Below are 14,394 nucleotides of genomic sequence, written 5' to 3'. Positions count from 1 at the left end.
ATGCTGGTCCGGCGGGGCCGTGATTTGCCGAAAGATTTCGAAAGGAAGCCGATCTGTCGACCGGCGCTGAAAAGGTGTGGATGAGGCCGCTTGCACGATTTTTCGCGCTGGCAGGCGTTGCCGTGCTGGCGAGCTGCCAGATGTTCACGCCGCCGGACGTGCAGGAGAACGGCTTCCAGCCTTCCGATAAGCCGATCACCGTCGACAACGTCGTTGCCAACGCCAAGCTCGCCGAAATGGCCAAGGCGCAGCATCCGCGCATCCTGGCCACCTATGGCGGCGAGTATTCCGACCCTAAGCTCGAACGCATGGTGGCAAAGGTCGTCGGCAATCTGACGGTGGTGTCGGCCAACCCGACCCAGACCTATCGCATCACCATCCTCAACTCGCCCAACGTCAACGCCTTCGCGCTGCCGGGCGGCTATCTCTATGTGACGCGCGGCCTGCTGGCGCTGGCCAACGATTCCTCCGAGCTGGCCGCCGTCATCGCGCATGAGATGGGCCACGTCACCGCCAATCACGGGCTGCAGCGGCAGCAGCTCGAGGCCGAAGAGGGTCTGGCGACCAAGGTGGTGTCCGACGTGCTCGGCGACAGCCCGACCGCCAAGGCGGCGCTGATCCGCGGCAAGCTGAGGCTGGCGCAGTTCTCGCGCAACCAGGAACTGCAGGCCGACGCCATCGGCATCAAGTCGATCGGCGAGGCGGGCTATGATCCCTATGCCGCCGGCCGCTTCCTGCAGTCGATGTCGGCCTATACCGATTTCCGCTCCGTCAGCGGCGCCACCGATGCCAGTCTCGACTTTCTGGCAACGCACCCCAACACGCCGCAGCGCATCGAATTGGCGCAGCGCCTCGCGCGCAATTTCGGTCCCCCGGGCGTCGGGACGCGTGACCGCGATGCCTTCCTCGCCGGCATTGACGGCCTGCTTTACGGCGACACGCCGGAAGAAGGTTATGTGCGCGGCCAGACCTTCATGCACCCCAATCTCGGTGTCTCCTTCACCGTGCCGGACGGTTTCGTCATCGACAACACGGCCGCCGCCGTGACCGCGACCGGGCCGGGCGACATCGCCATCCGCTTCGACGGCGTGGCGATCGACAAGTCCGTCTCGCTCACCGATTATATCCGCAGCGGCTGGGTGGCGGGCCTGGAAGACGCCAGCGTGCGGCAGGACACGATCAACGGCAACGATGCGGCGATGGCGCACGCCACCGCGCAGGGCTGGCAGTTCGACATCGCCGTGATCCGCGCCGGCGGGCAGGTTTACCGGCTGCTGACGGCCGCACCTTCGGCTAGCACCTCGCTCGATCCGGTGGCGCGTTCGGTCAGCGCATCCTTCCGCGTGCTCACACCGGCCGAGAAGGCGGCGCTGAAGCCGCTGCACATCCGCGTCGTCACCGTTCAGGCCGGCCAGACAATGGGCTCGCTCGCGGCCCAGATGGTCGGCGTCGACCGCAAGCTCGATCTGTTCCGAGTGCTCAACGCGATGTCGCCGGGCGCGAGCGTGTCGGCCGGCGACAAGGTCAAGATCGTCACGGACAAGTAAGGCCTGCCGGTGAGCAGACTGTTGTTAGCAGCAGTTGCTTTCAGGTGACTGCGTCGCAACCGTTGTCTCCTGAATGAACATTCTGCAGTCTGCGACGGCAGCACGCGGCCATCGCCGATACCATCAGCCATCGCTGCCACCGCCTTGGGACTGCGACCGATCGTGATCGCCGTCATTATTTCCGCCGCGCCAGGGCGGCACCGGCGGGAACTTTGGCGTGGTGATCGTCGTCGTCGGCGCTTCTGGCGCGGGAGTACGGATCACCTTTACCTTGGTGATCACTTTCGTCACCACCTTGGGCTTGCACACCGCGAGCGTCGGGGTGTTCCGCTTCGGTGAAAGCCCGAGAATGGCCATCGAATAAGCTTCCTGCCGGTCGATGCCGGCTCTGAGGAAGGCCAGAGCGCGCGCCGGATCGGCAGGCACGCCGTTGCGGCCTTGCTTGAAGATCAGCGCCAGATCGTTCATGGCGCCGACATGCCCCATCGCCGCTGCCTTAAGCAGCAGATCCAGCCCCTTGCCGGTATCGCGCTGGACGCCGACACCATCGAACAAGGCGCGCCCCCAGGCGGTCGTGGCGTAGGGGTCTCCCTTGTCCGACGCCTGCGCATAAAAGCCGGTCGCTTTCGTCAGATCAGGGGCCGCCCCTATTCCGGCGGCGGCGATGTAGCCGAGTTCGAACACGGCGCGGATATGGCCCTTGTCGGCCGCCTCCTGGATTGCTCTCCTGGCGTCGTCCACCCTGCCGGCGGCGAGCAGCGCCCGCCCGAGTTCGTAGCGGAAGCGGGGGATATCGGGATGGGCTTGCACCGCTGCCTCGCAGACCTCCACCGCTCCACCGCCGATCTCATTCGGCAAGCGGCCGGGGACAACGCCTTGCAGGTCGAGCGGCTCGCCGGCGGCCTGATCGCAAGGGTCGACGCTTGGCGACAGCTTTATCGTTGCCTGTTTTAACGCTTTGCCGGCGCCGATCTGGAAGCCGACCTCGACCGGAGCGGCCTGGCCGATCTGCGGCTCGTAACGCAATTGGTCGACTTCAGTGGCCATCAGGCTCGACTGCGGCGACAGGACGCGATCCGGCAAGGACAGCGTCCCGCTCGCCGGGTAGCTGGCGAGCTTGAGGCTGATCGGGACATCCGCGGCCGGGAGATCCAGTTTCAGCGGGACTGGGCCGACGCCGACCGAGACGCCTATGTCGCGATTTCCGATCGCTTCGGCGACCTGAATTCCTCGTTCCACCACCTGTTGGTTTTGTTGGCCGTCGGGCGCCGGCGCCGGCTGCTCCACACTGCGCATCAGTACCACGTCGTCGAGCAGCGACGAATTCTCCCACGGAACCTGCTTGCCGTTCGTCGCCTTGACGACGTCGCGGCGCACGGCCGACATGACCGAGCGTATCTCCTGGTTCGGCGCCAGCGCGCGGTGCGAAAAGGCGGACGAGAACGGGCTGAGGTCGCCGGAGCCGTCAAAGGCGACGGCGCCGGGCTCGGTGGCGAACGCGATCAGCGTGTTCTGCGAGCCTGTCAGCTGGGCAAGGCCGGTGCCGCCGGCGACGATCAGCTGGTCGCGCAGCCAGTAGTCCTTGCGCGGGAAGGGATTGTTGCGGCAGGCGTCGAGGATGATCACCTGGATCTTTGATTTCGAGCGCAGCTGCTGCAGCACATCATCGACCTTGATGGCCTGAACTTCCATGTCGGCCGGATCCTTCAGCGAAGCATCGACCGGGATCAGGAAATTCTCGCCGCCGATCTGGAAGCCGTGGCCGGAATAGTAGACGACCGCAAGATCGGCGCCGTTGGCCGCCGCCAGATAGTTGCGGAACTGCTCCTCGAACTGGAGCCTGGTCAGATCCTTCGCGGTGAACACATCGAAGCCGGCCAGCCGGAACGTCTTCGACACATCCTCGGCGTCCTTGTCCGGGTTTTTGAGGGCCGGGATTTCGCGATATTCTGAATTGCCGATGACGAGGGCTACCCTTCGGTCGGCATGCGCCTCAAGCGTTGTGAGACTTACAAGCATCAAGGCTGCCAAGGATACGCAGAATCGCAGCATGGCAAATCCCCCATCCATTATGATCTGGAGGCTTCAACAAGACGGATTGCGCTCTGATGGTATGTTAAAAAACTCACAGTTTGTAGATACGGGCGAAGAAAATCCTCCGCCAGCTAAAATATATGTCTATTTAATCAACTTCTAATCTAATAATCGAGATTGTACTCTCATTCACGCGGCTTCAGCCAGAAATTCCGGGTTCTGTTTGACCAGTGCCAACTTCAGCTTTTCCATGGCGCGCGCCTCGATCTGGCGGACACGCTCCTTGGAGATGCCGAGTTGCTCGCCGAGCGATTCCAGCGTCGCGCCGTCATCGCTCAACCGGCGCTCCTCGATGATGCGAAGCTCGCGGGCGTTGAGCGCGCCGAGCGCGCTTTTCAGCCAGACGGCCCGGCGCTGGATGTCGATCCGGTCGCCGACGATCTCGTCGGGCAGCGGGTCTTCTGAGACCAGGAAATCCATCCGCTCGGCGGCGCCGTTCTCGTCGGCCAAGGGCGCATTGAGCGAGCTGTCGGGGGAGGACAGGCGCGAATCCATCATCGCCACGTCGGCCTCCGGCACGCCGAGCGCCGCCGACACCTCGCGGTAGAGCGAGGCGTTGGAGATCGGCTCGGCGCCATTGGCGAGACGGGCGCGCAAACGCCTGAGATTGAAGAACAACGCTTTCTGCGCCGAGCTGGTGCCGCCGCGCACGATCGACCAGTTGCGCAGGATGTAATCCTGCATCGAGGCGCGGATCCACCAGGTGGCGTAGGTCGAGAAGCGCACTTCCCGCGCCGGCTCGAAACGGGCCGCGGCCTCGAGCAGGCCGACATGACCCTCCTGGATCAGATCGCCGAGCGGCAGGCCGTAATGGCGGAATTTCGAGGCCATGGAGATGACCAGCCGCATATGGGCGACGGTTATCCTGTGCAATGCGTGCTGGTCGTTCTCTTCCTTCCAGCGGAGCGCAAGGACATGTTCCTCGTCGCGCTCGAGATAGGGAGCCCTCATTGCCGCCCGGACCAGGGTCCGTCCTGCCGCGTCCTCGATCATGCCGGCTCCTTTTGGCGGTGATTGCGCTGATGGCGGTTGAAAAGACGCCGCCGCGCCCTACAACAGCCATGCAACGTGTCAGGCGCATGGATGGTTCCGCCGCCCGAAGGGGCATGTTGCCAGTAGGAATTTTCTGTTATCGGCCCGGAAATGCCGCTTGGCGGATTGTCGGGTGATTTTGAGAATCAGATTTCTGGCAGAGCCGATATTTGAAATCTGGTTCCTTATTTCGCGGCCTTCTATCTGTCAGTTTCCGGCTCTCACATCGCGCCGGGGCACCGGTCAAAACGGGATCACAGAAAAATGAAATGGCTTAAATCGCTCCTTGTCGCCGGAACGCTGCAGGTCCTGGCGGTCACCGCCGGTCATGCTGGCGCCAATCTCGACCAGATCAAGCAGACCGGCGTGCTCAAGGTCGGCACCGAAGGCACCTATGCGCCCTTCACCTATCACGACGAATCCAACGCGCTGGTCGGCTTCGATGTCGAGATCGCCAAGGCCATCGGCGACAAGCTCGGCGTCAAGGTCGAGTTCCTCGAAGGCAAGTGGGACGGGCTGATTGCCGGCCTCGACGCCAACCGCTACGATGCCGTCATCAACGAGGTCGGCATCACCGACGCACGCAAGGCTAAGTACGATTTCTCAGAGCCCTACATCGCCTCGAAGGCGGTGCTGATCGTGCGCGGCGACAACACCGACATCAAGACCTTCGCCGATCTCAAGGGCAAGAAGTCGGCGCAGTCGCTGACCTCCAATTTTGGCAAGCTCGCCGAGAAGAACGGCGCAGAGCTCGTCGGCACCGACGGCTTCGACCAGTCGATCCAGCTGCTGCTCACCGGCCGCGCCGACGCCACCATCAACGACAGCCTGTCCTTCCTCGACTTCAAGAAGCACAAGCCGGATGCCAATGTGAAGATCGCCGCGCAGGAAGAGAATGCCGACTATTCCGGCGTCATCGTGCGCAAGGGCGATCCGGAGCTGGTCGCCGCCATCAACAAGGCGCTGGCCGACATCAAGGCCGACGGTACCTACAAGAAAATCGCCGACAAGTACTTCGGCCAGGACGTCTCGCAGTAAGCCATTGTCGTTTGTTCGAAACCGGCGGGCCGTCGACGACGGCCCGCCATTTTTTTCATGATATCGATCGGGGGCCGTTTTTGACGGCCCGCCGGTTTTTGCATGATAGTCATTCCGTACGGGGGAAGGTGCCGCCGTATCTGGAAAGGAGAAGCGCCCCGTGCCGCACTGGCTGCAATTGATGCTGGAATCGTTGCCGACGCTGTTATGGGCGGCGCTGATCTTTACCGTGCCGCTGACGCTCCTGTCGTTCGCACTCGGCCTCATCGCCGGGCTGGTGACGGCGTTGATAAGGCTGTTCGGGCCGAAGCCGCTGGTCGCGCTGGTGCGCTTCTACGTCTGGATTTTCCGCGGCACGCCGCTGCTCGTTCAACTGTTCCTGATCTTCTACGGCTTGCCGTCGGCCGGCATCCTGCTCGATGCCTTCCCCGCGGCGCTGATCGGCTTCACGCTCAATATCGGCGCCTATACGTCGGAGATCATCCGCGCCGTCATCGGCTCGGTGCCAAAGGGCCAATGGGAAGCTTCCTATTCGATCGGCATGACCTGGAGCCAGGCGATGCGGCGCACGATCCTGCCGCAGGCCGGCCGCGTCGCGGTGCCGCCGCTTTCCAACACCTTCATCTCGCTGGTCAAGGACACTTCGCTGGCGGCGGCGATCACGGTGCCGGAGATGTTCCAGGCCGCGCAGCGCATCGTCGCCACCACCTATGAGCCGCTGATCCTCTATGTCGAGGCGGCGGCGCTCTATCTCGCATTGAGCTCGGTGCTATCCGCGCTGCAGGCGCGGCTGGAGGTACGGCTCAACCGCTATGGCGGGTTCCTGGAGGCCAACGCATGATCGGCCTCACCAATATAGAAAAGCGCTTCGGCGACAATCTGGTGCTGAAAGGGGTCAGCGTCAGCCTCGACGAGGGCAGCGTGACGGCGCTGGTCGGCCCTTCTGGCGGCGGCAAGAGCACGCTGCTGCGCTGCATCAACCTCCTGGAGATCCCGACCTCCGGCAGCTTGCGCATCGGCGAGGAGACGCTGGACTTCCATCCTGGCGTAAAGGTGCCGGCCAAGGATATCCAGCGCATCCGCCTGCAGACCGGCATGGTGTTCCAGAATTTCCAGCTCTTCCCGCATCGCACGGCGATCGAGAATGTCATGGAAGGGCTGGTTACGGTGCTGAGATGGCCCGAGCCGAGGGCGCGAGAGCGAGCGATGGCGCTGCTCGAAAAGGTCGGCATGGCGCACAAGGCCGATGCCTGGCCGGCGACGCTGTCCGGCGGCCAGCAGCAGCGCGTGGCGATCGCCCGCGCGCTGGCGCCCTCGCCGCGCGTGCTGTTGTGCGACGAGCCGACCTCGGCGCTCGACCCGGAACTGGCGCAGGAAGTGGTCGACGTGCTCGGGCAGCTTGCGCGCGAGGGCACGACCATGGTGATGGCCACGCATGACCTTCGGCTCGCCTCCAAGATCGCGCAAGAGGTCGTGTTCCTCGATGCAGGCGTCGTGGTCGAGAAAGGCCCGGCGTCGGTGGTGTTCGACAATCCCGAGCGCGAGCGCACGAGGCGCTTCATCGCCTCGCTGCGCCAGGAAGAGGCGCAGAGGGAAGGGGGCGGCTGAGCGAGCCTGCTGACTTTCCCCTTTCGTGGGGCCAATCGCTTAGGACGGCGCCGGCCCCTCATCCGACCGCTTCGCGGCCACCTTCTCCCCGATGGGGAGAAGAGCTTGGCGCCAGCGCTGACCGCCTCCTCTCCCTGGGGGAGAGGTCAGTCGAGCGAAGCGGAGGCTGAGTGAGGGGGGCGCCGTATGCGAGAGTCCACAAACAAAAAACCCGGCGCGAGGCCGGGTTCTTCGTACTCCAAAAGCGGAAAAGCTCAGGCAGCTTCTTCCTGCTCGGCTTCCTCGTTGTCGGCCTTGGCGCCGCGCTTCGGACCCTTGTTGAGGTTGACCTCGATGAGGCGCACCGCTTCGGTCTCCGACATACGGTTCACTGCGGCGATCTCGCGGGCCATGCGGTCGAGCGCGGCTTCATAGAGCTGACGCTCGGAATAGGACTGCTCCGGCTGGTTGTCGGCGCGATAGAGGTCGCGCACCACTTCCGAGATCGAGATCAGGTCGCCGGAATTGATCTTGGCGTCATATTCCTGCGCGCGGCGCGACCACATGGTGCGCTTGATGCGGGCGCGGCCCTGCACCACCTTCAGCGCACGGTCGACATAGTCCTCTTCCGACAGCTTGCGCATGCCGATCGAGGTCGCCTTGGCGACCGGCACCTTGAGCCGCATCTTGTCCTTCTGGAAGTCGATGACGAACAGTTCCAGCTTGTGACCTGCCACTTCCTGCTCGTCGATCGCCACGATCTGGCCGACGCCATGCGCCGGGTAGACGATGAACTCGCCGGTTTTGAACCCGTGGCGGGCCGCGGTGGACTTCTTCTGCGGGGTTATCGTTGCCATTACGCCCTGAACTCCTTGGTTGTAGCGCCGGCATGGCGGCGCCGGCTGAACTCGTGTGACCGGCGATGACCGGCCATTAGCCGCACAACAGGTGAACCTGCCGGAAAAAGCCGAGACCAGCAAAGCGCACGAATGCGGCCGCCTGTCCCAGATCGCTCTGGCTCGGGTTTGAGAAGCTCACCTTTCAGTGATTTGGGGCGTTAGCGCCATAAATCGACGTCGTGTCACCGGCATGTTTTGCTCATGTAACACAAAAAGTCGGAAGAATCAAGGTTTTGCTGCGTTCGCTCACGTCAAACGACACCGCTGCCTGTCAAGACAGCAGTTGTTTCGGCCACGTTACGCCGCGTCACACCGGCGCTACCGGCGCCTATATCAATCGCCTTCGCCGGGCTCCGCCGAGAAATATTTCTCGAACTTTCCGGTCTCGCCGTCAAAGGTCTTGGCGTCGGCCGGCGGCTCTTTCTTGGCAGTGATGTTGGGCCATTTCTCGGCGTATTCGGAATTGATCTGCAACCATTTGTCGAGGCCGCCCTCGGTGTCCGGCTTGATCGCATCGGCCGGGCATTCAGGCTCGCAGACGCCGCAGTCGATGCACTCGTCGGGATGGATGACGAGCATGTTCTCGCCCTCGTAGAAACAGTCGACCGGACAGACCTCGATGCAGTCCATGTATTTGCATTTGATGCAATTGTCGGTCACGACATAGGTCATTGCAGGCTCCGGAACGTCCCGATTTGCTCGGCTTTTTCAGGTGAGGTAACCCCTTTGCCCGCCGCATGCAAGGGCAGGGGTTGCGGGCGCGGCCCGTGTCTTTCGGAATGGAATTTTCTTCCGCCTGCCGCAAGGACACGGCGTCGTGCCTCAATCTTCGCCGAGCAGCCGGTCGGTCTGCCGCCGCTCGCGTTTGGTCGGGCGGCCGCTGCTGGCCTCGCGCAACGCCGGAATGGCATCGGGAACGGCCTCGCCTTTTGGCGTCGGCGCAGGCGACATGTCCTCGTAAAGCAGCCGCGCCTCGTCCGACGGGCCGCGTCGCGTGCCGCAGTTCAAGACTTTCCAGACGAGGATGCGGCCCTCCAGCGTGATGGTCAGCACATCACCTGGCTTCACCAGATCCGAGGCCTGCGCTGCTTTGTCGCGATTGATGCGGACGCGTCCGGCGACGACGACCTTCGCCGCCAGGGACCGCGACTTCACGGCGCGCGAGAAGAACAGCCATTTGTCGATGCGTTGGCGGCCTTCTCCAACCATCGGGGCTAGCTTTGTTGGAGCATGATCTCGCCCGAAAACCGGTTCCCACCTTTCGGGATCATGCTCTGGCCTATTTCTTCAGCTGGTCGCGCAAGGCGGCAAGCTTGGCAAAGGGGGAATCCGGGTCGAAGCGCTGCGGGCGCTTCTCGCGCGGCTTGCTCTGGAAGGCCGGCTTGCCGCCCGGAGCGTTCCCCTTGGCGTCCTGCCTGTTGCCCTTCCAGTCCGGCCGGCCCTCGCGGCGCCCCCCCTCGTGGCGATCCGGGCGCTCGCCTTGCGGCCTGCCTTCGCGCCGTTCACCACCTTCGCGACCCGTCTCCGGACGCGGCTTGTATTTCGAGCGGTCAAAGCGCGGCTTGCCGGCACCGTCGCGCCGACCCTCATGGGCAGGCTTGTCGCCGGGCTGGCCGCTTGTGGCATCCGCCCCGCGTGCGGGCTGGCCACCGCGCGGACGATTGTCACGGCGGTTGTCATGACGATGGCGCGGCCGCTGATGGTCGAAGCGCGCCTGCCGCCACAGAAGGATGGGCTTGGGCTCTTCAGCCTCGGCCGGAGTTTCGCTGGCCTTACCCTCCCCCTCGTGGGGAGGGTCGGCGCGCAGCGCCGGGGCGGGGGGAGCGCCGGCGTCGGTAGTATCGGCACTGCCTGCATCGTCGGCACCGTCACCCCCACCCGCGTCGCTTCGCGCCGCGACCTCCCCCATCGAGGGGGAGGTAAAAGCGTCGGCGCTTACGGCCGCGTCAGTCGCTGCAGCAATGTCCACCGCTGCGGTCTCTTCCACAGCCGGAGCCTCTTCCGCGACCCCGACCGAAACGTCCTGCTCTCCCGCGACAGGTTCCGCTGCCACTTCCGCGACGGCTTCAGCCGGCGTTTCGGCTGCGGGTTCGACGGCGGCCGGCTCAGACCCCTCGGCCGATGTGTCGGCAACCGTGTCCGTCGTCGCAACTTCAGCCGCCGCCGCTTGCGCGGCACGCGCGGCCTCTTGCGCCGCGAGCTTGGCCGCGGCCGCTTCGCGAGCGGCATTGTTCTGGGCTTCGAGCTTCGCCTTCACTTCGGCCGCGGGCTTGGGCTCGGCGCGGTAGCCAAGACCTTTGAGGATCTCTTCCATGTCGTCGGCGGTAGCGCCGAGGATCGACATCATCGGCGGCGTCACCATGAAGGCGTGGCCGTCATAGGCGCCGTCCGGACGCTGGCCGAGGCCGGGCTTCCAGTTGGTCGCCGGGCGGATGAGATCGGCAAGCCGCTCGAGGATATCGATGCGCACGGCGCGGCGGCCGAGATTGCGATAGCCGGCGAGCTTGTAGAAGGTCTTGTCGAAGGCCGGGTCGATGACCACCGAGGTACGGCCCGAGGCCAGCGCATGCACCACGTCGCCGAAGCCTGGCTTGTCCTTGCCGTCGTTCTTCAGAGCCCACAGCAGCGTCACCAGACCGGCCGGCGCCGGCTTGATCAGCGCCGGCACGAATACATGGTAGGCGCCGAAGCGCACGCCGAGGCGGCGCAGCGCGGCCCGGCCTTCCTGGTCGAGCGTCTTCATCTCCTCGGCGATGTCGCGGCGATTGATCAGGCCGAAATGCTCGACGAGCTGGAAGGCGATGCCGCGCGCGATGCCGGTGAGCTGGTCGGCGTTCTTCAGATCGACCAGTGGCTTCAAAAGCGACTCGATCTGGAAATTGACGAAACGCTCGGCGCGCGCGGCGACCTTGTCGCGGGCAGGGCCGGTCAGCTGCTCGTCAGCAAGCAGGACCAGACGCGGCTTCAGCGCCTCGTCACCGGCAACCAGCGTGCCGATCGGCGCGCCGATCCAGCGCAGGACACCGTCGGAGCCCAAGGCCACATCGCCATTGGCGCAGGCGGCAAAGCGTTCCGCGCGCACGTCGAACTCGGCCGCAAGCGCCTTCTGGGCAGCGGTGCGCACCGCCTTGGCGTCCTCGCCGCCGGCGCTCTGGTCGGCGGTGAAGCGAAACCCTTGCAACTCGCCGACATGATGACCTTCGACGAGGACGGTTCCGGTTGGGCTGATTTCGGCTTCAGGCATGGTATTTTCTCTAAGGCGCCGCATGAGGACGGAAGTCCTGCGGTCTACGAAGCGTTTCGTCAACCGCTCATGCAGCGCATCGGACAATCTGTCTTCGATTTCGCGCGTCTTTTCCTGCCAGTGTAGCTGATCGGCCAGCCAGCCAGGCCTGTTGGAGACGAAAGTCCAGGTGCGGATCTGGGCAATGCGGTGCGACAGCGTGTCGATGTCGCCTTCCGTCGTGTCGGCGCGCCGCACCTGCTCGGCCATGTAATTCTCATCGACATGGCCGTGGCGTGCAAGGTCCATATAGATCGAGGCGATGAGGTCAGCGTGCTGGGCCGGCGCGATCTTGCGGTAGTCGGGGAGCGCGCAGGCCTCCCACAGCAGCGCGACGCGCTCCTTGCCGGTTGCCAAAGCGCGGATGTCGCCGTCCTTCGACAGATGCTCCAGCGCCTGCGCGTCGACAGCCGGCAGCGCGCGAGTCAGGCCCTCGACCGGCGCATTGGTCTCGATCGAGCGCTTCAGTTGATCGAGGCTGGAAAAATCGAAATCGGCGGTGCGCCACTGCAACACCTTCACCGGGTCGAAGTCATGCGCCTCGATCTTGGCTACCAGATCCTCGTCGAAAGGATCGACCTGGCCGGTGACGCCGAAGGTGCCGTCACGCAGATGCCGGCCGGCGCGGCCGGCGATCTGGCCGAGCTCGGCGGCGGTCAGGTTGCGGTACTGGTAGCCGTCGAACTTGCGGTTCTGAGCGAAGGCGACGTGCTCGAGGTCGAGGTTCAGCCCCATGCCGATGGCGTCGGTGGCTACGAGATAGTCGACGTCGCCTGACTGGAAGATCTCCACCTGAGCGTTGCGGGTGCGCGGCGAGAGCGCGCCGAGCACGACGGCCGCGCCCCCTTGCTGACGGCGGATCAGCTCGGCGATGGCATAGACCTCGTCGGCGGAGAAGGCGACGATCGCCGTCCGCCGCGGCAGGCGGGTGAGCTTCTTCGAGCCGGAATAGGCAAGATGCGAAAGCCGCGGCCGCGTCACCACCGACACGCCCTTCAACAGCTTCTGCAGGATGCCATGCATGGTGGCGGCACCCAGAAGCAGCGTCTCCTGGCGGCCGCGCAGATGCAGGATGCGGTCGGTGAAGATATGCCCGCGTTCGAGATCGCCTGCGAGCTGGACCTCGTCGATGGCGACGAAGGCGGCGTCGGTCTCGCGCGGCATCGCCTCGACGGTGCACACCGAATATTTTGCCCCGGCAGGCACGATCTTCTCCTCGCCGGTGATCAGCGCCACCTTGTGGGCGCCGACCTTCTCGCAGACGCGGGCATAGACCTCGCGGGCAAGCAGTCTCAGCGGCAGGCCGATGATGCCGGTCTCATGCGCGACCATGCGCTCGATGGCGAGATGGGTCTTGCCGGTGTTGGTGGGGCCTAGCACGGCCGTCACGTCGCGGCCGGAAAGGATCAGCGGCTGGGAATGTTTCGGCTGGATGTTCATCGGCCCGGAAATAAGGTTTCTGCCGCTTATAGTCTGAAGCACGGCGGCGCCGCCGCATGTGACAGGCGACACATAGGGACTTCGGGCGCGAAGCGAAAGCGGAATGTTCCTTTAGGGCCAAACGAGCCCGGCCGGGGCCGTGCAAAAGCGGCTGTTATTAACGGGTGGAACGAGTCTGGAACGAATCGGCGACGAATCGCTGACTCTCTCTGATTCAGGTTTTGTTCACGGCTATATGTGGATTTTTTGACGCTGAGTCTCACCACATGCTGAATCAGGAAATTGGCCCAATTCATGCTTTGCCTCCGCTGGAGCCGAGTCGTCGTTAACCTTTGCCGGTGAACGATCGCGCTCGACTGGAGGGCCGCCCTCAAGATTATGAAATTGTTGATTTTTCTTAATCGCTTTTAACGATTTTAATGACGTTTGCGCCGTCCGCCGTTAACTTCTCGACCAAAGCCGGAACGAATCGGCGACGAATCAGAGATGGACAAAGTTTCCTGGTTTGTTCACCCCCAGATATGGTGTTGTCCACAGCTTACCCACCGATAACTCACAGCTTGTGAAGCGGTTGCGCACAGCACGCCGTCCGGGCTGTTAACCTTTGCGTGCCGAATTGAGGCAAGGTGTCGCGCCGCCCCTGCCGGCGGGCGAAAAGGCGGCCCGGTGTCAGGGCCGCCTTGGTAACAATTAGGTCTTAGACGAAATACTGGCCGCCATTCGCGGTGATGGTCGAGCCGGTGATGAAGCCGGCCTCGTCGGAGGCCAGGAAGACGACGCAGCGCGCGATCTCTTCCGGCTCACCGAGGCGACCGACCGGGATCTGCGGAATGATGCGCTCGTTGAGCACCTTCTCGTCGATCGCCTTGACCATATCGGTGGCGATATAGCCTGGACAGATGACGTTGACGGTGATGCCCGCACGTGCCCCTTCTTGTGCGAGCGCCTTCGAGAAGCCGATATCGCCAGCCTTCGACGCCGAATAGTTGACCTGCCCGGCCTGGCCCTTTTGGCCGTTGATCGAGGAAATGGTGATGACGCGGCCGAACTTGCGGTCGCGCATGCCGTTCCACAGAGGATGCGTCATGTTGAAGACGCCGGAGAGGTTGGTGTCGATCACTTCCTTCCACTGCGAGGGCGTCATCTTGTGGAACATGGCGTCGCGGGTGATGCCGGCATTGTTGACCAGCACGCCGACCGGGCCGAGATCGGCTTCGACCTGCTTGATGCCGGCAACACAGGCCTCGTAGTCTGCGACGGACCATTTGTAGACCGGGATGCCGGTCTCGGCCTTGAATTTCTGGGCCGCCTCGTCATTGCCGGCATAGTTGGCCGCGACCGAATAGCCGGCGTTCTTCAAGGCGACCGATACCGCAGCACCAATGCCGCGCGATCCGCCGGTGACGATTGCTACTTTGCTCATGTGGTCCTCCCTTTGAAATCGTCTGAGCGAATAGGGAGCAGCGAATAGCGA

The 14,394-nt window shown here is 63.8% G+C and carries 11 protein-coding genes; 4 read left to right on the top strand and 7 right to left on the bottom strand.

Going from position 1 to position 14,394, the window contains the following annotated elements:
* Window positions 1-80: 80 nt before the first annotated feature.
* On the top strand, window positions 81-1,547 hold the full coding sequence (locus tag EN869_RS06025; RefSeq protein ID WP_127225364.1) for a M48 family metalloprotease: 1,467 nt from the start codon (window positions 81-83) through the stop codon (window positions 1,545-1,547).
* Window positions 1,548-1,670: 123 nt separating this feature from the next.
* Here EN869_RS06025 and EN869_RS06020 read toward each other — a convergent pair whose 3' ends face one another.
* A complete protein-coding gene (locus tag EN869_RS06020) occupies window positions 1,671-3,566 on the bottom strand; it encodes a caspase family protein (protein WP_245489372.1) in 1,896 nt (631 codons plus the stop codon).
* A 204-nt stretch (window positions 3,567-3,770) separates the two neighbouring features.
* Window positions 3,771-4,634 carry an RNA polymerase factor sigma-32 gene (locus tag EN869_RS06015; protein WP_127225362.1) on the bottom strand — a complete coding sequence of 288 codons (864 nt, stop codon included), beginning with the start codon at window positions 4,632-4,634 and terminating at the stop codon, window positions 3,771-3,773.
* A gap of 303 nt (window positions 4,635-4,937) precedes the next feature.
* Here EN869_RS06015 and EN869_RS06010 point away from each other — a divergent pair, with 303 nt between their 5' ends.
* The 3 genes from EN869_RS06010 (at window position 4,938) to EN869_RS06000 (ending at window position 7,319) form a co-directional block, all read left to right on the top strand.
* Window positions 4,938-5,711, top strand: coding sequence for an amino acid ABC transporter substrate-binding protein (locus EN869_RS06010; RefSeq protein ID WP_127225361.1), 774 nt, complete (start codon window positions 4,938-4,940; stop codon window positions 5,709-5,711).
* 160 nt (window positions 5,712-5,871) lie between these two features.
* Window positions 5,872-6,552 (top strand): ABC transporter permease subunit, encoded by a 681-nt coding sequence (locus EN869_RS06005; RefSeq protein WP_127225360.1) that lies wholly within the window; start codon window positions 5,872-5,874, stop codon window positions 6,550-6,552.
* Window positions 6,549-7,319 carry an amino acid ABC transporter ATP-binding protein gene (locus tag EN869_RS06000; protein ID WP_127225359.1) on the top strand — a complete coding sequence of 257 codons (771 nt, stop codon included), beginning with the start codon at window positions 6,549-6,551 and terminating at the stop codon, window positions 7,317-7,319. The genes EN869_RS06005 and EN869_RS06000 overlap by 4 nt, the downstream gene beginning before the upstream one ends.
* A 254-nt stretch (window positions 7,320-7,573) precedes the next feature.
* Here the strand turns inward: EN869_RS06000 and EN869_RS05995 are convergent, their stop codons facing one another.
* The 5 genes from EN869_RS05995 to phbB form a co-directional block, all read right to left on the bottom strand.
* Window positions 7,574-8,155 (bottom strand): CarD family transcriptional regulator, encoded by a 582-nt coding sequence (locus EN869_RS05995; protein ID WP_040974338.1) that lies wholly within the window; start codon window positions 8,153-8,155, stop codon window positions 7,574-7,576.
* 375 nt (window positions 8,156-8,530) lie between these two features.
* A complete protein-coding gene (gene fdxA, locus EN869_RS05990) occupies window positions 8,531-8,869 on the bottom strand; it encodes a ferredoxin FdxA (RefSeq protein WP_095767304.1) in 339 nt (112 codons plus the stop codon).
* Window positions 8,870-9,019: 150 nt separating this feature from the next.
* A complete protein-coding gene (locus EN869_RS05985; RefSeq protein WP_127225358.1) occupies window positions 9,020-9,406 on the bottom strand; it encodes an RNA-binding S4 domain-containing protein in 387 nt (128 codons plus the stop codon).
* 70 nt (window positions 9,407-9,476) lie between these two features.
* Window positions 9,477-12,920: a helicase-related protein gene (locus tag EN869_RS05980; protein WP_127394957.1), complete on the bottom strand. Its 3,444-nt coding sequence runs from the start codon at window positions 12,918-12,920 to the stop codon at window positions 9,477-9,479.
* Window positions 12,921-13,617: 697 nt separating this feature from the next.
* Window positions 13,618-14,343, bottom strand: coding sequence for an acetoacetyl-CoA reductase (gene phbB / locus EN869_RS05975; RefSeq protein WP_127225357.1), 726 nt, complete (start codon window positions 14,341-14,343; stop codon window positions 13,618-13,620).
* Between the last annotated feature and the right edge of the window lie 51 nt (window positions 14,344-14,394).

Origin of the sequence: Mesorhizobium sp. M2D.F.Ca.ET.226.01.1.1, from assembly GCF_004022705.2 — a bacterium.
Taxonomy (GTDB): Bacteria; Pseudomonadota; Alphaproteobacteria; order Rhizobiales; family Rhizobiaceae; genus Mesorhizobium.
This window is presented reverse-complemented; position numbering and strand designations above follow the sequence as displayed.

Coding starts and splice junctions, on each gene's coding strand:
- EN869_RS06025 (WP_127225364.1), top strand. CDS start 81: ATGAGGCCGCTTGCACGATTTTTCGCGCTGGCAGGCGTTGCCGTGCTG.
- EN869_RS06020 (WP_245489372.1), bottom strand. CDS start 3,566: ATGCTTGTAAGTCTCACAACGCTTGAGGCGCATGCCGACCGAAGGGTA.
- EN869_RS06015 (WP_127225362.1), bottom strand. CDS start 4,634: ATGATCGAGGACGCGGCAGGACGGACCCTGGTCCGGGCGGCAATGAGG.
- EN869_RS06010 (WP_127225361.1), top strand. CDS start 4,938: ATGAAATGGCTTAAATCGCTCCTTGTCGCCGGAACGCTGCAGGTCCTG.
- EN869_RS06000 (WP_127225359.1), top strand. CDS start 6,549: ATGATCGGCCTCACCAATATAGAAAAGCGCTTCGGCGACAATCTGGTG.
- EN869_RS05995 (WP_040974338.1), bottom strand. CDS start 8,155: ATGGCAACGATAACCCCGCAGAAGAAGTCCACCGCGGCCCGCCACGGG.
- fdxA (WP_095767304.1), bottom strand. CDS start 8,869: ATGACCTATGTCGTGACCGACAATTGCATCAAATGCAAATACATGGAC.
- EN869_RS05985 (WP_127225358.1), bottom strand. CDS start 9,406: ATGGTTGGAGAAGGCCGCCAACGCATCGACAAATGGCTGTTCTTCTCG.
- EN869_RS05980 (WP_127394957.1), bottom strand. CDS start 12,920: ATGAACATCCAGCCGAAACATTCCCAGCCGCTGATCCTTTCCGGCCGC.
- phbB (WP_127225357.1), bottom strand. CDS start 14,343: ATGAGCAAAGTAGCAATCGTCACCGGCGGATCGCGCGGCATTGGTGCT.